At 37.4% G+C, this 20,274-nt stretch carries 21 protein-coding genes; 19 read left to right on the top strand and 2 right to left on the bottom strand.

Features of this window, described 5'->3' with window-relative positions; genetic code table 11:
* Positions 1 to 60: 60 nt before the first annotated feature.
* On the bottom strand, positions 61 to 957 hold the full coding sequence (gene rihC / locus BI350_RS11855) for a ribonucleoside hydrolase RihC (protein ID WP_075528310.1): 897 nt from the start codon (positions 955 to 957) through the stop codon (positions 61 to 63).
* A 669-nt stretch (positions 958 to 1,626) separates the two neighbouring features.
* Between rihC and BI350_RS11850 the strand changes: the two genes are divergently transcribed.
* Positions 1,627 to 2,091, top strand: coding sequence for an N-acetylglucosamine-6-phosphate deacetylase (locus BI350_RS11850; RefSeq protein WP_075528309.1), 465 nt, complete (start codon positions 1,627 to 1,629; stop codon positions 2,089 to 2,091).
* A 709-nt stretch (positions 2,092 to 2,800) separates the two neighbouring features.
* On the opposite strand, the gene BI350_RS11845 is transcribed toward BI350_RS11850, so the two are convergent.
* Positions 2,801 to 3,595 (bottom strand): VLRF1 family aeRF1-type release factor, encoded by a 795-nt coding sequence (locus tag BI350_RS11845; protein WP_075528308.1) that lies wholly within the window; start codon positions 3,593 to 3,595, stop codon positions 2,801 to 2,803.
* Between the two features lie 280 nt (positions 3,596 to 3,875).
* Between BI350_RS11845 and BI350_RS11840 the strand changes: the two genes are divergently transcribed.
* The 18 genes from BI350_RS11840 to BI350_RS11750 all read left to right on the top strand — a co-directional run bounded on the left by BI350_RS11840 (position 3,876) and on the right by BI350_RS11750 (position 20,253).
* Positions 3,876 to 5,243: a sigma-54 interaction domain-containing protein gene (locus BI350_RS11840; RefSeq protein ID WP_075528307.1), complete on the top strand. Its 1,368-nt coding sequence runs from the start codon at positions 3,876 to 3,878 to the stop codon at positions 5,241 to 5,243.
* A 275-nt stretch (positions 5,244 to 5,518) separates the two neighbouring features.
* The gene (locus tag BI350_RS11835; RefSeq protein WP_075528306.1) at positions 5,519 to 7,096 is read left to right on the top strand and encodes a class I adenylate-forming enzyme family protein; all 1,578 of its coding nucleotides are present in this window, start codon (positions 5,519 to 5,521) and stop codon (positions 7,094 to 7,096) included.
* A gap of 16 nt (positions 7,097 to 7,112) precedes the next feature.
* On the top strand, positions 7,113 to 7,904 hold the full coding sequence (locus tag BI350_RS11830; RefSeq protein ID WP_075529359.1) for an enoyl-CoA hydratase: 792 nt from the start codon (positions 7,113 to 7,115) through the stop codon (positions 7,902 to 7,904).
* A gap of 66 nt (positions 7,905 to 7,970) precedes the next feature.
* Positions 7,971 to 8,183 (top strand): acetyl-CoA carboxylase biotin carboxyl carrier protein subunit, encoded by a 213-nt coding sequence (locus BI350_RS11825; RefSeq protein ID WP_075528305.1) that lies wholly within the window; start codon positions 7,971 to 7,973, stop codon positions 8,181 to 8,183.
* Between the two features lie 112 nt (positions 8,184 to 8,295).
* Positions 8,296 to 9,741, top strand: a complete 1,446-nt coding sequence (locus BI350_RS11820; protein ID WP_075528304.1) for a GntP family permease — start codon at positions 8,296 to 8,298, stop codon at positions 9,739 to 9,741.
* Between the two features lie 316 nt (positions 9,742 to 10,057).
* The gene (locus tag BI350_RS11815) at positions 10,058 to 11,875 is read left to right on the top strand and encodes a LysM peptidoglycan-binding domain-containing protein (protein ID WP_075528303.1); all 1,818 of its coding nucleotides are present in this window, start codon (positions 10,058 to 10,060) and stop codon (positions 11,873 to 11,875) included.
* Between the two features lie 336 nt (positions 11,876 to 12,211).
* The gene (locus tag BI350_RS11810) at positions 12,212 to 12,853 is read left to right on the top strand and encodes an HD domain-containing protein (RefSeq protein ID WP_075528302.1); all 642 of its coding nucleotides are present in this window, start codon (positions 12,212 to 12,214) and stop codon (positions 12,851 to 12,853) included.
* A gap of 139 nt (positions 12,854 to 12,992) precedes the next feature.
* A complete protein-coding gene (locus BI350_RS11805; protein WP_075528301.1) occupies positions 12,993 to 13,376 on the top strand; it encodes a hypothetical protein in 384 nt (127 codons plus the stop codon).
* 270 nt (positions 13,377 to 13,646) lie between these two features.
* Positions 13,647 to 13,949, top strand: a complete 303-nt coding sequence (locus tag BI350_RS11800) for a DUF3139 domain-containing protein (protein ID WP_075528300.1) — start codon at positions 13,647 to 13,649, stop codon at positions 13,947 to 13,949.
* Positions 13,950 to 14,056: 107 nt separating this feature from the next.
* Entirely contained in the window at positions 14,057 to 14,491 is a 435-nt protein-coding gene (locus BI350_RS11795; protein WP_075528299.1) for an NUDIX hydrolase, read from the top strand.
* A gap of 79 nt (positions 14,492 to 14,570) precedes the next feature.
* Positions 14,571 to 14,774 (top strand): hypothetical protein, encoded by a 204-nt coding sequence (locus tag BI350_RS11790; protein ID WP_075528298.1) that lies wholly within the window; start codon positions 14,571 to 14,573, stop codon positions 14,772 to 14,774.
* A 104-nt stretch (positions 14,775 to 14,878) separates the two neighbouring features.
* Complete coding sequence (locus BI350_RS11785; RefSeq protein WP_075528297.1) at positions 14,879 to 15,694, top strand: lipid II flippase Amj family protein; 816 nt, start codon at positions 14,879 to 14,881, stop codon at positions 15,692 to 15,694.
* A gap of 185 nt (positions 15,695 to 15,879) precedes the next feature.
* Positions 15,880 to 16,080, top strand: a complete 201-nt coding sequence (locus BI350_RS11780; protein ID WP_075528296.1) for a cold-shock protein — start codon at positions 15,880 to 15,882, stop codon at positions 16,078 to 16,080.
* A gap of 172 nt (positions 16,081 to 16,252) precedes the next feature.
* Positions 16,253 to 16,690 carry a GNAT family N-acetyltransferase gene (locus BI350_RS11775; RefSeq protein ID WP_245698255.1) on the top strand — a complete coding sequence of 146 codons (438 nt, stop codon included), beginning with the start codon at positions 16,253 to 16,255 and terminating at the stop codon, positions 16,688 to 16,690.
* Positions 16,691 to 16,758: 68 nt separating this feature from the next.
* The gene (locus BI350_RS11770) at positions 16,759 to 17,517 is read left to right on the top strand and encodes an exodeoxyribonuclease III (RefSeq protein ID WP_075528295.1); all 759 of its coding nucleotides are present in this window, start codon (positions 16,759 to 16,761) and stop codon (positions 17,515 to 17,517) included.
* Between the two features lie 389 nt (positions 17,518 to 17,906).
* Positions 17,907 to 19,007 carry a tetraprenyl-beta-curcumene synthase family protein gene (locus BI350_RS11760; RefSeq protein WP_075528293.1) on the top strand — a complete coding sequence of 367 codons (1,101 nt, stop codon included), beginning with the start codon at positions 17,907 to 17,909 and terminating at the stop codon, positions 19,005 to 19,007.
* A gap of 324 nt (positions 19,008 to 19,331) precedes the next feature.
* Positions 19,332 to 19,562, top strand: a complete 231-nt coding sequence (locus BI350_RS11755) for a hypothetical protein (RefSeq protein WP_075528292.1) — start codon at positions 19,332 to 19,334, stop codon at positions 19,560 to 19,562.
* Between the two features lie 244 nt (positions 19,563 to 19,806).
* Positions 19,807 to 20,253, top strand: coding sequence for a YusW family protein (locus tag BI350_RS11750; RefSeq protein ID WP_075528291.1), 447 nt, complete (start codon positions 19,807 to 19,809; stop codon positions 20,251 to 20,253).
* Positions 20,254 to 20,274: the final 21 nt, after the last annotated feature.

Here is a 20,274-nt window from a genome sequence, read left to right as displayed (position 1 = left end):
AAAAAGATTGAGAAAGTATGTATGTAAAAGAGCATACGTACTTTCTATATGTAGCCAAAATTAGATCATTTTATTTAATGTGCCAAGAAACCACTCTTGAAAGGCTTCAGAATCAATTCCGACTGCGACACTTACGTTTGTCTTATCTTTTCCAAACACTTCCATTGTCATCCCACCGGCAGGACCATCTGTGACGACCTCGACAAGCCGACGCTCAATCGTGAACAGCTCAGGATTTGTTAAGTAAGCGATTGCACATGAATCATGCATGACTACACCGCTTTCCATATCGCCGTCTATGTAATGGCGGAAAATCGCGTTAAACATGTCAGCTGATTTATTTGGACATTTTGATAATAATTCTTCTCCAATACGTGCTTTCAATGTCACATCTAAACCTATCATTACAATATCCAAGCCAGAGTCGAAAACCATTTTTGCAGCATGGGGATCCGCCCACATATTAAACTCTGCAGCTCCGTTCACGTTTCCACCAGATAAAGAACCACCCATTAATACAATTCTTTCAATTTTATTTTTCAACTGGGGATACATTAAGAGCAATACTGCGATATTTGTTAATGGTCCAATAGGTACAATTGTAATTTTCTCTTCTGATTCCTCTAATAAAGAACGCATTGCCTCAACGGCATGTTCTTTTGTAATTCTCCGTGTAGGTTGAGGGAAGTCATAGCCATCCATTCCTGTTACGCCGTGTACTTTATTTCCAAGTGCCGGTTTCAATAAAGGAGTATCCATCCCTTTAGCAACAGGAATGTCCTGATCGAAAAATGTGACAAGCTTTAAGGCGTTCGTTGTAATATTATCAATATCAACATTACCTGCTACTGTCGTAATTAATTTCACATCTAAATCATCTCTGTAGAAAGCTAAACCTAATGCGGCCGCGTCATCAATGCCGGGATCTGTGTCGATAATAATTGGAATTCTTTTCATAATGTTGTTCCTCCTACTAACTTTTAATTAAACTAAGCGGTTATCTATTCAAAAGTAAATCATGTGGAATCAATTTAACTTTCCTGCGACAGTGAAAATTCGGTACTTCTGTCAACATATCCAAGTCAATTAAAACCTATACTGCTTTTCTGTAACCGGTTACTTAACTTGCAATCGTTAATTTGTATCGTCTACTACAATAATCCCATAATTATTAGTTCCTAAAACGATGTAGGCAGTTCACTTTTTGGTGCTGTAACCGGTTACACATTGTTCATAAAACAATATACTATCTATAAAGTTACTCATGATAAATTCGCCGTAATTGTTATCCCCGACACAACCAATCATTAAAATGTTTTGCTAAGTGGGTAGTCGCAACGGTCTGATTGACCGCTAGGCAACTTGTCTAATTGTCGCCATATGAAGCACACTTAGAAAAAACATAAATTGGGAGTTATCGGTTATAAGTATCTATTTTAATAGGAATTTTAAAAATGTCAACTACCAATTACAACCCAATAGTAATAGTTTCTGTATTCACTTCATGGTAATATCCGTTATAAATACTCCCTCCATTTTTGAGGTAGCAGCACCGATGGGTAATACCGATTGCTATAATATGAATCGTTAACGTAAAGTAAGGATAAATTGATTGGGAGGCACAACATGCATCCAAAGTTGTATTACATAAAAACAGATCGTTTTTTATTGGAAGACGAAGAGAGACAAGGAGGCTTTTTAAAAGTCGATCATGAGGTGTTTGGCGGTTTTACTAATGAGGTTCCAACAAGTGCGACGATTGTTGATTGGACAGGATATACGATTGCACCTGGTTTATTCGATACACATATTCATGGTGTGAACGGCTATGACATAATGGACGGGACTGCTGAGGCAGTTGACGAAATATCTAAAGCCATTTTACCATTCGGCGTGACGCGTTTTTTACCGACGACATTGACTGCATCAGATGAGAACATCGTCAAAGCAATTCATGCGATAACGGAAGCTGTAGATAAAGGATTATTCGGTGCAAAGTCAGAAGGAATCTTTTTGGAGGGTCCTTATTTTACTGAGAAATACAAATTGGGAAAGCAGATCAATCCGGTAGTATTGAAAAGGGAAAAGTAGCAGATTATGTTGTATTGGACGATGAATTGACTGTGAAAGCAGTTGTGGTAGAAGGTGTTTTGAAATATGAAAGAGATTTGTAAAAGCATTATTAATTAATAGAGTATTCGAACGCATGTGTGGTATAATGAGAGGGCAATAGAATAGGGAACTCAAGGGTGGTCGGCACACTCCTGAAAGGGGGTGATGCCAATGTCAGTGTTCGAATCATTAATGTTCGCGATAGCATTTGCGACTTTAGTAATTATGATCCTGTCATTTAGAAATAAAAAATAACCCATCCTTGAGTTAGGCGCTCAGTTATGATGGGTTATTTCATCCTATACTAGCCGCCCCCTTGAAGGGACCTGCTATTGTATTGGCTGTTCGATAGCACATATCGGACAGCCTTCTTTAGTTTATTCAATTCTTAAATATATTATACGATTTTTGGTTTTTTATTGCAAATTAAACTAATTTTAAGTTGAAGTGGAAATTTAAATAAAATGGACGATGGCGGATTGAATATTAAATGCACTGTTTGAATCAATTATATGTGGGTTGTTTTGGGAGTATGTCACGCCGTTGTATGTAACGTATAGTATATCGGATCCATTCGATGTATTGGTTGGCGGATTTTGTAATTGGTGTATCATTCGGTTCGGATTTCGGTTGATAAGGCGTGAATAAAAACTAACTACTCAAATTAGAGCAGTTAGTTTTTTATCTTTTATTTCTCAAAAACTTGATGGATCACGTCACTTGCTTTGTTATTGTTCAGGTTTTTGTAAATACAACTGGCCGGTTTTTCTCTTAAAGTTTCTGCAAAAACATTTGCAACATCTGCTTCGCCAGTGATATGGATTTCTCGCCAGCCACGTTCTTTCTTTAGCTTTTCTACAATTGTTTCCATTCCCTTGAAAAATTGTTTTATATTTGTTCTAGGTCGGGCTTCTAAAGCAGGTTTTGCTGATTTTTTTGACTTTTGCTCTTCATTGGCAGCTTCGATTTTTCGGAGTCTCCAACCTTCCACACCCGAATCGAATTCATAAACGAGTTCATCTTTCACATCACCCATAGCGGTATCCAAAATACGTACTTCGCCATAACTTGGTAAAATAACACCTGCTTCAGGATAGGCTTTGTACATGTATTCCATTTCTTCAGTCATCGGTTTATTTTCCCAGTGGAAGCTCGTTTTCACCGGCACTTGTACATAGTGAACTGACCATAATTCTGGCTCCACTGCCGCAAATATGACGACACTTTTTCTTAACTTATTCATATTTTTGTCAATTTCTTCCGTCACTTTTTCCTTGAGCTTTCTAAAGGCTTTTATTTCTTTTTCATCTTCAGAAGCCGTTAAATATTCGTCAATTCGTTTAAATCCATTTTTTAAATGAATTTTCCATCCACCGTTCAGTTGTTGCGGATCTCCCGGATTCGTATTTAAATATACGCTTAATACACACCTGTCTTCACAGCCAAATTCCTTTAAGGATTCAAGTTCTTTGCTTAATGGCATATTAAAAATGACCTCCTCAAGTAATCGTTCAGATAGTAGTATGTCCAGTTATCGTATAAGAATGATTTGTATCAATTGTTAGTGCCGATTTTTAAGAATTTTTTTTAGGACAGTCATATAAAATCGGTGGAATCGCACATGCTACTGATAAAGTTTCATACCAATAATTATGATCATTTATGAATAAAAATCATTGTTTTCCCTCTAAAACAACGATTAATATTGTATTATTAAAATACATTAAGTATTCTAAAGATAGAGAAATAAATAGGGGGCCTTAATGATGGGAACGGTGGACATATTCAATCATAAATTATTAGATATTATTTTTGAAAGTGCAAGTTACGGGACCGTCATCGTAGATAACAATGGAAAAATACAATATATGAGCGAAAATTATTGTGCCTTTATTAATATGGATCGTGAACAGGTGATTGGCGAATACGTGGTGAATTTAATTGAAAATACTAGAATGCACCTAGTCGTTCAAACCGGAAAATCAGAAATTGGCGACTTGCAATTTTTAAAAGGGAATTTTGTAATTGCCAACCGCATTCCAATTTTCGAGCATAATAAAATTATTGGTGCGATTGGAACGATTATTTTTCGCGATGTTAATGAATGGAAAGAAATGAATCGTCATATTCAAGACAGGTTAGCTGATAAAAATTTATTTAAGACAGAAACGGAAAATGAAGGAAATAGTCGATATTCGTTGCATGATTTAATTGGGGAATCACCGAAGTTAATTCAAGTAAAAGAACTTGTTGAAAAAGTTGCGGGCGGTAAGATTACGGTGTTGATTAGAGGGGAAAGCGGAACAGGAAAAGAAATTATCGCCCAAAGTATTCATCGGCTAAGTGAACGAAGCAATAAGCCATTTATTAAAGTCAATTGTGCATCGATTCCTGAACAATTATTGGAGTCGGAACTATTTGGATATGAAGAGGGAACGTTTACAGGCGCTAATAAGGGCGGTAAAAAAGGGAAATTTCAAATCGCTGATGGTGGCACGATTTTTCTTGATGAAATTGGTGATATGCCACAGCAAATGCAAAGTAAATTATTACGTGTTCTTCAAGAGCAAGAGTTTGAACCTATTGGTGCTTCATTTCCAAAGAAGATTGACGTTCGGATTATTGCCGCAACTAATCGTCCATTGGAAGACTTAATAAAAGAGGGGCGATTTAGAGAGGATTTGTTTTATCGAATTAACGCTTTACAACTATTTTTACCGTCTTTACGGGAAAGAAAAGAAGACATACCTATACTTATCAATCATTTTATCGAGAAATATTCAAGTGAAGTCGGCAAACGAATCACAACGATTGACGAAAAGGTCTATACGATGTTGCGTCATTATCATTGGCCAGGGAATATAAGAGAACTTGAAAACGTCATTGAGGCGGGCGTTTATTTAGCGGAAAATGGGCATTTAACAATAAAATGTTTACCAGATTATATCCAATCATATAAGACAAGCAATCAACCTAAAAGTTTAAAAGAAATGATGGAAGACCATGAAAGAACTGTCATTAAAAAAACATTAATCAATGTTAATTATGATAGGGAACAAGCCGCAAAAGTGCTAGGCATTGGAAATTCAACGATTTACGATAAAATAAGAAAATATAAATTATTTCATTGAATCTAGTGTAATCCGAAACTGTGGAAATTATTCCGAAGTTTCGGATTTTTTATGTTGGAATAATTTATGTCAATGACAATGTATTAGAGGCATGCTTGTAATTCAACGACTCTATCTAAAAAGTGAATTAAAAAAGAGGGGGATAAAACAAGTTTCCGAATTTCCGGAATGAAGCGATGCACGTATGATTCATTTAGCGATAGGACCGCGATTTTGGAATTGGCACGCTTCTTGCTTACTTACTTTAGCATAGTTGAAAAAGGGGGAAATTCATAATGGATATTGGACTCATTACGAGGAAAATGGCGAATTCATTATCAACGGAACATGGTGCAAAAATTGCGATAAAAGAGGAAAGGGGGAGGGCTTGGTCCTACTCCGAACTTCATTCAATCTCTAATGCATATGCGAATAAACTTCGGGATATGGGTGTACAAAAAGGCGATAGGGTCGGTGTCTTGCTCTATAATTGCCTTGAATATTTTGGTTTGTACTTTGCTGTAGCAAAAATCGGCGCGATTGCGGTACGTTTAAATTTCCGGCTAACAAGTTCGGAACTTGAATATGCGATTAACGATTCGGAAACAAAAGTGTTATGTTTTCATTCAACATTAGGCAATGAATTAGAAGACATTCATGATAAAACGTCAGTGGAAAAGTATATTTGTTTAGTAAATGATAATGAACCTAAACCGCAATGGGCAGATTCTTGGCGTACGTTAGAAAGCGGTTCGACGGAAGAGGTAGAAGAAATCGATATTAAACTGAGTGATCCTGTCATGCTTATGTATACGTCTGGAACAACGGGACGACCGAAAGGGGCAATTTGGACGCATGACACGACATTATGGTTTTCTACGATGCAATCATTAAAGTGGAATTTCACAGAACGACAAATCGGGATGACAACTGGTCCACTGTATCATGTTGGGGCGATGGAGGATATCGGTTTACCGGTTCTTTTAATGGGTGGCACGTTGATCATAACGAAGAGTCAAGGCTTTCAAATTGAAAGAATTTTATCCGTCATTGAAGAGGAGCACGTGACCGATTGTTTTTTATTTCCCTTTATGATTTACGACATGTTAAACAGTAAAGATTTAAACGCTTTTTCATTGTCTAATTTAAAGACGATTTATACAGGCGGAGATCCACTACTTCCATCAGCACTTGAGCAATTAAAAGAAAAATATCCGCATATCGGTGTCGTGCAAGTGTATGGATTAACGGAAGGTACACCCATTGCTGCATCACTCGATCCAGAAGATGCCTTTTTGAAAGGGCATACAGTTGGGAAACCAATGCCATTAACTGAAATAAAAATCATCGATGATTATGGTGTCAACTTACCTGTTGGAGAAGTCGGAGAAATTGCGATTAAAAGCCCAGCTGTTTCAATCGGTTATTGGAGAAATACGGAAGAAACGATGAAGACATTTGTCAATGGTTGGTGTAAAACAGGCGATTTAGGCGTATTTGATAAAGAAGGTTATCTTTCAATCGCGGGAAGGAAAAAAGATATGATTCGGAGCGGCGGTGAAAATATTTACGCCGCGGAAATTGAAGATGTGTTATACCGACACAAAGAGATTAAAGAAGTATCCATTATTGGCATACCAGATCAAAGGTTTATTGAGGCAGTGTGTGCTGTCGTCGTGAAAAAAGAAGGCGCACACTTAACGGAGGAAGATGTCATTCAGTATTGTGTGGAACATTTAGCGAGCTTTAAAAAACCGAAAAAGGTTATTTTTGTCGATGAACTGCCGCGCACACCATCTGGAAAAATCCAAAAGTATTTATTGCGTGAAACCTATAGCCAGTTACCGGAAGAAGTGACAATCAATGAATCGTAAAAATGGGGGGAATTCAATGCAAACTGTACAAGTAGTTTCATGGTCATTAAAAGAAAACATCGCAACAATCACAATCGATAACCCGCCTGTAAATGTGCTGAGTGAGGAAGTCGTTGAGCAATTAACGCATATTTTAAATGAAATTGAAAATGAATCAAATGTAAAAGTAGTGATTATTACCGGAAGCGGTGAAAAAGCTTTCATGGCAGGTGGCGATATTAAAGGATTTCCGAATTGGATAGGCAAAGGTGTTCCACTAGCGAAAGAAAAGTCCTTATGGCTTCAAGAACCTCTTAATAGAATTGAACAATTGCCTCATCCAACCATTGCCGCCATAAATGGACTGGCACTTGGCGGTGGATGCGAATTGGCGCTTAGTTGCGATATTCGAATTGCGGAAGAGCAAGTTGAAATTGGGCTTCCTGAAGTGAAGTTAGGACTTTTTCCAGGGGCAGGCGGTACACAGCGCTTGTCGCGGTTAATTGGCCTGTCCAAAGCGAAAGAAATGATTTTTACGGGAGATTCTGTTTCAGCAAGCAAAGCAAAAGATATCGGACTTGTTAATCATGTCGTGCCAAAAGGTGAGGCGCTGACGGAATCGATTGCCCTTGGTAAAAAAATGACGCGCCACTCATCAGTGGCAATTACGTTAGCGAAGCAGGCGATGGATACGGGAATCGAACAAACGCTTGAAGAAGGGTTAATCACAGAAGCGGAGCTGTTTGGGGAAGTCTTTCAAACAGTAGACGTACAGGAAGGCGTGCAAGCATTTATTGAAAAGCGTCAACCAAATTTTTTAGATAAATAAAGAATGCTAGAAGTGTTAAGTTGCGGGGGAAAGAGGTTTGGATTTTATAAAAGGGGGGGACTTGGTATGTCAAAGATAACAGCCAATATGGCGGGAAGTGTTTGGAAAGTGTTGGTCGCGGTAGGTGAGGAAGTAAAGGATGGCCAAGATGTCGTGATATTAGAATCGATGAAAATGGAGATTCCGATTGCCGCGGAAAAAGATGGTGTCGTAAAGTCAGTAAACATTCATGAAGGCGAGTTTGTGAATGAGCAAGATGTCCTTATGGAGCTAGAATAAAAACAGATCAGGTCACCTTTAAATAGGCGGGAGTGTAGACAAAGTCACGTCGGACCTTTTCTACACACCATGCATTAATTCTTGTCAACAATAAAATTAAGGGAGCGCATCTATGAATCTGATTATCATTCTATTAGCACTTGGCTTCTTAATGTTTTTTGCCTATCGCGGCTATTCTGTCATTATTGTTGCACCACTTTGTGCTTTATTTGCGGTATTCTTTACGGATCCTAGCTATGTACTTCCTTTTTTCTCAAGTATCTTTTTGGAGAAAATGGTTGGCTTTATTAAACTATACTTTCCTGTCTTTCTTCTCGGGGCAATATTTGGAAAGGTAATTGAAATGACTGGTATTGCGGAGCGAATTGCAAAGGTGATTATTCGCTTTATTGGAGAAAAGCAAGCAATTTTAACCGTTGTCCTAATGGGTGCGATTTTAACGTATAGCGGGGTAAGTTTATTTGTTGTGGTATTTGCGATATACCCTTTTGCTGCCCAGTTATTTCGACAGGCAAATATACCGAAAAGACTAATCCCGGCAACGATTGCATTTAGTGCATTTACATTTTCAATGGATGCAATTCCGGGATCACCGCAAATACAAAACGTGATTCCGACAACGTTCTTTAATACAACTGTCTATGCGGCACCGATATTAGGCTCGATTGGCGCACTATTTATCTTTATGAGTGGGATGCTATATTTAGAAAGTCGTAGAAGAAAAGCGGTTAGACTTGGCGAAGGTTATTACGGAATCGGTAAACACCGAATTATTGAACAAGAGCCCACTAATGAGATCGCTGCTACGCTAGATACATCTATCCCAATGCCGGATGTAAAGGTAGACGTAAAAGATTGGTTAGCGTTTATTCCGTTAGTGTTGGTAGGTGTGTTAAATAAAACTTTCACGACCTTTATTCCGAAATGGTATGCGGACGGATTTGACTTTGCTGCAATTGGACTGGAAGAATACGGGGTGCTTAATCTAGGTCAGCATTTATCGCTTTGGTCAGTAGAGTTGGCACTACTTGTCGGGATCCTTTCAGCAATTGCATTAAACTTCGAAGCGGCAAAAGAGAAGTTTAAGGTAGGATTAAATGAAGGTATAAGTGGATCCATCCTTGCGACAATGAATACGGCATCTGAATTCGGGTTCGGGGGAATTATTGCAATTCTTCCGGGTTTTGCCTTGATCCAACAAACGCTTGCTACGACATTTACAAATCCTTTAGTCAATGGGGCTGTGTTAACGAATGTACTCGCGGGAATTACGGGTTCAGGTTCGGGCGGTATAAGTATTGTATTAGGGATTATGGCCGACAAATATGTAGAAGCAGCTGCTGCATTTGACATTCCACTTGAAGTTATGCATCGCGTTGTCTCCATGGCGGCAGGCGGAATGGATACATTGCCACATAACGGGGCAGTCATTACTTTATTAATGGTCTGCGGATTAACCCATCGACAGGCATATAAAGATATTTTTGCGATTACCATTTTAAAGACATTGGCTTGTTTTGCTGTTATTGCGGTTTATTTGTTGACGGGTATTGTTTAAGAGATTAAAGGAAACTCCCATATTCTAAAAGAGTATATTAGAAAACAATCACTGCCTCGCACAAGTTTCGTGTGGGGCAGTTTTTAAGATAGAGGGGATATTTTTGGAGGGATACCATTGAAAAACGTGAGCGGGTAAAACACCAATTGGCAATGGCAAACTCTCTAAAGATATTCGAAAAAAATCACGCATGAACATGCATGGTAAACGCTTATCGTTATTTACATAATAAAACTTCGTCATTTGAACATTTTTCAATTCATATAGTTATGGTGGAGAAAAGATTCTGGTGTTCAAATGAGAGGATGTGGAAAAAATGCAATATTTTTATACAGTACGAACCGGAGATCGTTTATCTAAAATTGCAGAACAACATAATGTTTTGTTGGCTAATTTAATTGCGGCGAATCGGATTCAAAACCCTGATCAATTGGCCGCAGGGGAACAGTTATCAATTCCTGCGAGTATGCATAATTATATCGTCCAATCAGGGGATTCTGTTTATCAACTTGCGGAAAAATTTGGCGTGTCTATTGCGACGATAGCAGAGGAAAATCAACTTCTATCCCCGTATTTACTAAAGGTTGGTCAAAGGTTAAGAATTCCACCTGGGGTCCCTTATTATACAGTGCAAGAAGGGGATACATTAGAGGTGATTGCCCGTCGGTTTAATGTTCGCACGAAAGGAATAACTAAAATTTCACTGATTCAAGAGTTGAATCAGTTAGCAACTACCGCGATAAAAACAGGGATGCGCCTGAAAATACCGTATGCACCAATTGGAGAAAGTGGATTTATTGCGTACACTTCTCGTCTTGAAGGAGGGCCAGACATTTGGTTGTATGACGTGGAAAGTGGCGTAAATAAACGACTTACTACTGATATAGGGGGATCTTATTCAAAACCGATTTGGTCGATGGATAGTAGTAAAATCGCTTTTGTTGGGAAGAATCAAATCATTTACATTATTTATCTCGAATCCGGGCTGATTGGGGCGATAGATCAATTAGCAGAAGGCGGGGATTTTACATTAAATTGGTCACCTGATAATGAAACGCTTGCTTACACAGCTAGAGGGAAAATCATTCTATATAACACGCGCACACATGAGAGCCAACAAGTGAATCAACCAGGTGCTTCGAATGTAAATTGGTTTCCGAATGGAAAAGAATTATTGTTTCAGGCGGTTGACCGTGAAGGCGTACACCAACTTTATCGCAGCTCATTGACCGGGACAGATAGAGAACAAATAACGAAAAATACAGAAGGACCTTTACATGAGGTACAACTTTCTAAAGATGGGAAATATGTTTTATATACAACACCAGGGGTTAGTATTTCGTTAATTGACGTTGTAGAGGTAGCTTCAGGGAAAACATTCGAGGTCAAGGGTGGACCTGAAGCGAAAAATTATTTTCCAACATGGGCATCCGATTCCAAGCAATTTGCCTACAGTAGTACCGAATTAAAAGGACAGCAATATCGTTCGCAAATTCGAACGGTTCGTTTTGATGGGAAAAATGATCAAATCCAAGCACTATCGAATTGCTATTCGACGCCGGTGACATGGTCTCCGAAACATGAACGAATTGCTTATTTATCAGGATGCGGAGAAGAATATGCGTCTGAAATGTGGGCAGTCGATATTGAAAAGAAGTTCCTTGTTAAACTGATAGATGATAATCAAATTGATGCGTTACAATGGTCTCCATCGGCCATAGCGGATTTCACGACAGCAGAATTTACGAGTGACGTCTACGAAGTAAACTTTCAATATCCGTTAGGTTGGCGGAAAGTGAATGAGGAAAGATATGAAGGAGACGATGGATTCTTTCAAGTATCTGCGATAAGTGGCTCAGATAATCTAGAAGAAGTTTGCCAAGCAGAAGCAAATCAAGAACTGCTACCTTATGGATCGAAGCCTACGATTCTATCATCCGAAAATCCCGAAGTGGAATCATGTCTCATTCTCCCTTCAGACGATCAACCTACCGATATGAAAAATCAAGCAGCTTTTATTGTTAAATATCCAATGCCAATCACCATTAAAGATACAACGTATAATTATTTTATTTTATGGGCGGATAAAAAGCATATTAAAGAAATTTCATCTACCGTTATGTTTTTGCCGTGATATTTTTTAGAAAGAACGGGTTAAGTTTGGAGTAAGAACACAATCATATAGATTAATTGGGGTACAAACATTCAGTTTGTATCCTTATTTTTTATAGTAAGAATTAGGAGTTTATAGACGCGAAACAGTTCGAAAATAATGAAGTGTTTGTATAACGATAAATGTAATGTACAATGAAATGAATATTACTCCCTTTTCTGCATAATTTGATCAAAATAAGGGAAAGAAAGTATTGATAGCTATTGCATAAGACGGACACAGCCTTGATCAAAAAGCATGAATTGTTTTCCGTTGTATACGATAACCCTCAATGAATATAGAAAGGTGCTGAATAGGATGGGTGTACATCAATACTTTAAGAGCTTATCTGATTTAGAACAAATTATTCGTTGCCCAGGAAAGTTCAAATATCAGGAGCATTCCGTTGCCAGTCATTCATTTAAGGTGACAAAAATTGCGCAGTTTCTTGGAACGGTCGAAGAGAAGTCTGGACAGAAAGTGGATTGGAGAATCCTATATGAAAAGGCATTGAACCATGATTACGCGGAACTTTTTACAGGAGATATAAAGACACCTGTAAAGTATGCTTCAAAAGAATTGAAGCAACTATTCAATGAAGTAGAAGAAGAAATGACAAGAAAGTTTGTAGAAAAGGAAATTCCATCTGAGTTTCAAGCCATTTATTTGGAGCGATTTAAAGAAGGTAAGGATGAAACATTGGAGGGGCGCATTTTATCTGTTGCGGATAAAATTGATTTGCTTTATGAAGCATTTGGTGAGATTCAAAAGGGGAATCCTGAGCCATTGTTTATAGAAATCTACGAAGAAGCATTAAGGACAATATTGTTATTTCAAGGTATGAACTGTGTAGAATACTTCCTAAAACATATTCTTACGGATATGCTCAACGAACGTTTCACTGAACATGACGAGTTAACGGGCATAGCAATGCGGATAATTGAAGAACATAACGGTTAAAAGTTCTACATAAGAGTCATCCGTTCTGTAGATCAGGCGCATTAATTGACACGGCTGTGCTAGAATCGAGCCAGATTCTTGTTTAAATTTTTCAGGATTGATAGGTTATATATAGTAGAAGAAGTAGGGGAGTAACGAGATGCGCAAAATAGTTTTGATAGCATTAATGCTTACGATTGTCATTATAAGTGCTGTTTTTTGGGGGAATCGAGCGAATCAGGATACGATTCTAAGTAAGGAAATACACTCCACGTTAGCGCAAGGGGCAAAGCAAATTGATTTAACAACAATGACGGTGTTTGAATGGGATGCCGTCGAGGTATTTGGTCCTTATACAACAAATGAGATAATTGAGGATTCGATGGATATTCGATTTAAAGGTGACAACGGAGGCATTGATGTACTTGATGACCGATTTTTATTAGTTTTTGCTGATAGGGAAAATGCCGTTAAAACAGCAGTTCTTTCTAGAAAATATGGAGATTTCACAATTCAGAATAATAAAACATTAAATGTTAATTAGTCATGGCAATGACAAAGTGTGAATGAATGCAGGTAAATTAGTAAGATAATCATAATCCCTAAATGGCGCGCATCCTTTATATGGATAGGTTTCATTTATTACAGAATTGAAGAACAGGAGATTGAAGCAATCCTGTTTTAAGCCAAGATTATAGCAGACCTTCTAAAACTGCAATAAACGATTTAAACCATTTGATATAAAGCAATCGGGAACATGTGCACCCAATTAACAAAGGAGTAGGGGTGGAAATAAAGGAATGAGGTCTTCAATGTGAAGAAAACAGGAATTATCCTTTCATTAGTAATCATCTTCGTAGGGATTGGCTTTGGATATATACAATATAAAAAGTCGGACGTTGAAAAGAGTGTTTTGGAATATTTGACTACAGAAAAAAACATTTCCAAAGATGATATTGTTGCCAGTGAACCCTTTATTGCAAATTTAGCAGGAGATAAAAAGTGGATGATTAGTATTAAACTAAAAAACGATGATAGAACGTATTATTATTACAAAAGTAGAAATGAAATTATCTTGGAGTCTTTCGTAGAAAATGGAGTAGAGTATGTACAGTAATAGAACACAGCTATGTTAGAGTCGGGCTATTTAGATTAAGTAGGAACTATGTTAAAGAGGTAGAGGATTCTTTTTAAAATAGATTTTCAAAAAGAAGGTGCTATAAAGTGCAAAAGTGGTTTGGTTCTTCAGGTGTATGTGTTAATGAAAAAGGTCAATTGTTAATGGTTCTGCAAGGAAAACCTGAAGAGGAAAAAACGTGGTCAATTCCATCAGGTGGAAAAGAACTCGACGAGACATTCGAAGAGTGTTGTATTAGAGAAATTAGAGAAGAAACAGGATATACAACCGAAATCGAAGAAAAAATTAAGGTTAAAAGAATGACTCATGAACATCTTAATCTACACGTTGAAGCTCATTATTTTTTAGTGAAGATTGTAGGTGGAGAAATAAATTTTCAAGACCCGGATAAACTTATCTATGATATTTCTTGGAAAACCTTAGATGAAATAAAGGATTTAGAATTAACCTTTCCCGAAGATAGGGGTTTTCTTATTACTTACATAACGAATGAAATCCAATCTAAATCCTTATTCGACTAACGGGCGCTGTTAACCGAATAACGTATTCGTTTATTCACCATTTAACTAAACAAAAATTTAAACAATAGGGGGGATTTAATTGGATAAATCCTATTGGATGCTGTTAATTGCTTCACTTGGAACAATGATAATGCTTTATATAATAGGCTCAATTGCTGATATAGAAATTCTCAGATTTAAACATTCATCTTCAAATATCGAGATAGCTTTCTTGCCAATCGTAGTTGGGTTCTTAATAGCACTTATTGGTAACCGTATCATTAAACGAAAATCCCCAAATTAAGTTTTGTTTGTATCATAATCGGGCCGGATCGTTATGGAGGTAGGCTTTCAAATACTCACGTACAACTGTAATAACAAAATTTATTATTAAGAAGGTAGTTTGTATTGGATATTGTTACTGCAAAATTAATATATATAGCCATTTTTATTTTTATCATTCACTCAATCGAGACACTCGCTTATGCTGTAAGATTATCAGGTGCAAGAGTAAAGATGATTGCTTCAGCTTTATCTCTCTTTAATATATTGGTGATGATTTCAAGATTAGCAAATATGATGCAGCAACCTTTTACGGGCAGTTTAATAGATGCTGCACCGAGTAGTAATGCTCAGGAGTTTGTTGCGACACAATTTCGCTTTCTTATAGGTGCATCAACAGTAGGGACAATTTTCGGCATGCTTTTACTCCCCACTTTTATAGCCCTATTTTCAAGGGCTATTATTCATTTATCTGAAGAAAAGGGTTCTGTTCCTTCTTTATTTAAAAGGTTATTTTCCTTACAGTACATAAAACGAGGCATAACTCATTTCAATTTGCCTAAGTTTTCATACCTAAAAGACACTAAAATAAAAGATATGCCAATAAGATTGTTTTTCGTGAATATGGTAATAACAGCAATCTATACAATTGGCGTGTTATCCGCTTTATATGCAGCATTACTCGCACCTGAACGTGCTTCGACTGCGATTATGGCATCAGGTTTAATAAATGGCATGGCAACAATCCTGTTAGTTATTTTTGTTGATCCTAAAGTTTCTGTAGTTGCTGATGAGGTCGTGAATGGAAGAGGCAGTTATCAAAAACTAAAAAATATTTCATTGATGATGGTTTCGTCAAGGTTATTGGGGACATTGTTGGCGCAGGTATTCTTTATTCCTGGAGCGAAATATATTGCATGGTTTACACAATTTATCATTTGAGATGGCTTGTAATATTTCATTGTAAATAAAATTTCACTATTTGCTTGCTATTTGATCATATGTCTGTTATTCTATATAAGAGTTATTTTTGTTCGTTTTCAACTTGAGATTTTGTTTTTCGTCTAAGGTCTTGAACAAAGATAGTAACATATTGTGTGGAATATCCACACTAGGAGGCAACAACAATGGAACAAGGTACAGTTAAGTGGTTTAATGCAGAAAAAGGTTTTGGATTTATCGAGCGTGAAGCGGGAGAAGACGTATTCGTACATTTCTCAGCAATCCAAAGCGAAGGTTTCAAATCTTTAGACGAAGGTCAAAGTGTAACGTTTGAAATTGAAGAAGGACAACGTGGCCTACAAGCTGCAAACGTTCAAAAAGCTTAATAATAGCTAGAAAAAGACCCCATGTGGGTCTTTTTTTTATGCTCAAATTTGTTAGCACGGTTCATGAATTCTTATAGAAGTGTACTTTTCAGACGGACGACATTTCTCCTATTATGATAAAGTAGAGTGAGTCAGAAAATTCTTGTGAAAATTATAGTTAGAGGTGTATTCCGTGAAAATTAAAGTACGAGAAATTCAAGCAAAAGAAACATATGCCGTTCGACATCCTGTTTTGCGGCCGAATCAAGGCATTGAGACATGTGACTATCCAGGTGATCATGATGAGATGACTTTTCACTTAGGTGCATTTGTGGACAATAAATTAGTGGGCATTGCATCATTTTACGAAGAAGCATTTGAAGACTTTCAGGAGGAAAAACAGTATCGTCTGCGAGGCATGGCGACATTACCGGGTTATCGAGGTATGCAGATTGGCGCACAACTTATTCACGCAGCGGAAGCACTTTTACGTGAACGAAGTACTTCGATTTGGTGGTGTAATGCTAGAAAAAATGCAATTGGTTTTTATAAAAAACTTGGACTCGCTATTTACGGAGAAGAATTTGAGATTGAAGGGATCGGCCCGCACAAAGTAATGGTGCGGAAATAGAAATCGACATAGCTCCTTCGTTAATTTGATAAACTAGTGCTAGCGTAAGAGAAGGAGAGGTATTTAGATTGAAATTAGTATCGTGGAATGTGAACGGGTTACGGGCTTGTGTTCGTAAAGGTTTTTTAGATTATTTTAAAGCAGTCGATGCAGATATCTTTTCTGTCCAGGAAATCAAATTGCAAGAAGGACAAATCGACTTTGACCTAGAAGGGTATTATCAATATTGGAATTATGCAGTGAAGAAAGGATATTCTGGAACAGCTGTATTTACGAAAGAAGAGCCTTTGTCTGTGCATTATGGTGTAGGGGATGAAGAAACAGAAGAAGAAGGACGTATATTGACACTGGAGTTTCCGGAGTTTTATTTGGTAAACGTATATACGCCAAATGCGCAGAGAAGTTTAGCAAGACTCCCTTACCGTCTAGAATGGGAAGAAAAAATGTTTACGTATTTGAAGTCGCTAGATGAAAAGAAGCCCGTCATTTATTGCGGAGACTTAAATGTAGCGCATGAAGAAATTGATATTCGAAATGTGAAGTCTAATATTGGGAATTCAGGATTTACTTATGAAGAGCGAGGCCGAATGACAAAGTTGCTAGAGGCAGGGTTTACGGATACGTTTCGTTATTTCTATCCAGAGCAAGAAGGGGCTTATACATGGTGGTCGTATATGAATAAAGTCCGGGAGCGAAACATTGGATGGCGGATAGATTATTTTATCACGTCTAAACGATTGGAACCGAAGTTGAATGATGCGGCAATCCATTCGGAAATTATGGGAAGTGACCATTGTCCGATTTTGCTTGAGATTAATTTTTGGTAATTGAATTAATTTCATAATTGCTTTAAGTGTGCTTCTTCCTTTTATTGCTCGCTGTCATTATGCAGGTATCTCCGTTGATTGGAGAGGAAGGCGCCGACTCCTGTGGGATTAGCGAAAGCCGTAACGAAGAACGGCTTTTGCGACCGAAAAGCGAAGCGTTTGGGAGCAGGTATATCCAAGAGGATGCCTTAATTTCTGCAAAAACCACAGAAATAAGGCAAATCGCAATCTTCGTTTTGCGATTGGCTCACCGCCCGCCCCACGGAAAGCGTGCGCCTGGAACGGAAATCAACATAGTATTGTGATTTATTATATCAATTGTAGATATTTGTAAGCAATTAATGATAAAAGAAAGCCATTGGGAGTATTTGGGAAATGGGGTATGAGAAATGAAAATACCGAGTCATCCGATTACATTAATGGATAAAGTGTATCGAAATATTATGCCGGCTGTCCACGAAGAGTTGCGCTACTGGAAAAAGCGGGCAGAAGAAATTCCAAATGATGAACTAAGACAACAAGCATTAGCCAGTATTGAGCAGAAAACCTTTCACTGTGAAGGCGGTTCAATTATGGCACTTACTGCTCTGGGCAAAAAAAGGGAAGCAATCAGATTTATTGTCGCCTACCAAACAATTAGCGATTACTTAGACAATTTATGTGACCGGAGTACATCTTTAGATCCGAATGATTTTGCTGCATTGCATGAATCAATGACAGATGCGTTAACTGTTGATGCGCCTCCTCAGGATTATTATCGTTTCAGGAAAGACCAAGACGATGCTGGTTATTTAGAGGAATTGATGAGAACTTGCCAGGATGTATTAGTTTCCGTTCCTCACTATGAAACAATTCGACCGTATATGTTGGAACTTTGTAAGTATTATTGTGACTTGCAAATTCATAAGCATGTACGGAAAGATGAACGTGAAGAACGTCTAATTGTATTGTATGAGCAACAAAAAGAATTTCTGCCGCCCATGAATTGGTATGAGTTTTCAGCTTGCTCTGGTTCTACTTTGGGAATCTTTTGTCTCGTCTCGTATGCACTTCGCCCAGACTTTAAAGCAGTACATGCAGAGATGATTCGCGACGGTTATTTCCCATACATTCAAGGTTTACACATTTTATTAGACTATTTTATTGACCAAGATGAAGACCGTATAGGTGGCGATTTGAATTTTTGTTTTTATTATGAAAATGAAGAGCAACTGGCCATGCGTCTTATCCATTTTTTGCACGAAGCAGATCAGCGTACGAAGGATTTGCCGGACAATCAATTCCATCAATTAATCGTTCGGGGCTTACTCGGGGTGTATTTATCTGATCGAAAAGTGAATGAACAAAAAGCGGTGAAAGTACTTGCGAAAAGAGTGATGAAGCAAGGTGGAATGATTAGCCGATTTTTCTATTGGAACGGCAGGGCATACAGATGGGTTCAACAAAAGCTGCCTGCATTTGGAAAGAAGACGGAAATAATCAATCGGTGAATGTATCATTTTTTGAGAATCCAGGTGACCTGTCGGAGGTTATCGTGTTCTCTTTAAAGTTGCCAACAAGTAAATAACATAGTATTTAGTACCTTTAACTTTAATAACACCAAATTAGAACGGTAAAAAGCACTGCAATTGCAGTGCTTTTTACATTCTTTATAATTTCATATAATATTTATAAAACAACGCAACTATATATTCAGAATATTTGTGTTAAAATGAATGTAAAGTTTGTGAAAGATTATTCTTAAACTAACGGGACAGCTTAACGGCATAAGGATCTTAGGTTAGATTAACTAATTAAAGGGGGATTTAGACTTTATGAGCAAAAGAAAATATATTTCATATTCGATTTTGAGTTTTCTAATTGGGCTATTTATTATACCTTCCGTATTAGATTGGTTAGGAGTTCCATTTTCATTTGCAACTGTATTACATTTGATATTTGGCGAACCAAACCTTGTAAAAGGAGTAATCGTATTTATTCTTACTGGTTTAATTGTCTTTCTTGTTGTTCGAAGTTCATACAATGATTATAAAAAGTTAACTTAGTATAGTTCTTTCGCTAACGGGTGCGTTAATAATGCTGCGTTTCTTGTGTGGCAATTGGAAAGTTAAAGGTATAACATGCGATTATGCGTTCCTTTTCGTGTGTTATTTAATGACTGTGATTCTGTAGAGAACCCGTTATTAGTCAGAGGTACCTCTTTTTTTAATTCCACCAGTTTGATTTTGCGTATATCCAGAGCCCCTTTCGGTTAAAGTAACAATAAGTAAGAAAGAAGAGGGGATATAATTGAATAAACGATTTTTCCAGCTGACCTTTCTATTAATTGTCGCTGGTTTACTCCTATTTGCTTGTACAAATAGAAATATAGTGACAAAAAAAGTGGACGAAGATGAAAAAGCTGAATCACTAGGTGAAGAATATGGTTTTACAATGTTTAACGTCACATTTGATACATCTGAAATGAAAGAGGCCCTCATCGGCAATTACGATGAAAAAGTGGATAAAACAGAAGCGGTTTATGAAAATAAAATTGCTAATGTCTATCTACACGGAGATAAAGCGATGGAGAAGCTTGATCAGATTTTCAAGGAACTTGAGTTAGATGCTGAGATGGATGATGAGGATATGATAAAAGAAACAGCAAAAGCGTTTGAAGTGATGGACTATAAAAGTTTGAAGTTGAAAGTAACATTTAAAGGCCGTGATACGAAAGAATTAATGATGACCAAATAATAGGAAAAACCGCCTAATAGT

Source organism: Sporosarcina ureilytica (assembly GCF_001753205.1).
Lineage (GTDB): Bacteria > Bacillota > Bacilli > Bacillales_A > Planococcaceae > Sporosarcina > Sporosarcina ureilytica.
The sequence above is the reverse complement of the archived record's forward strand: the minus strand, read 5'-3'. Positions and strand labels throughout refer to the sequence as shown.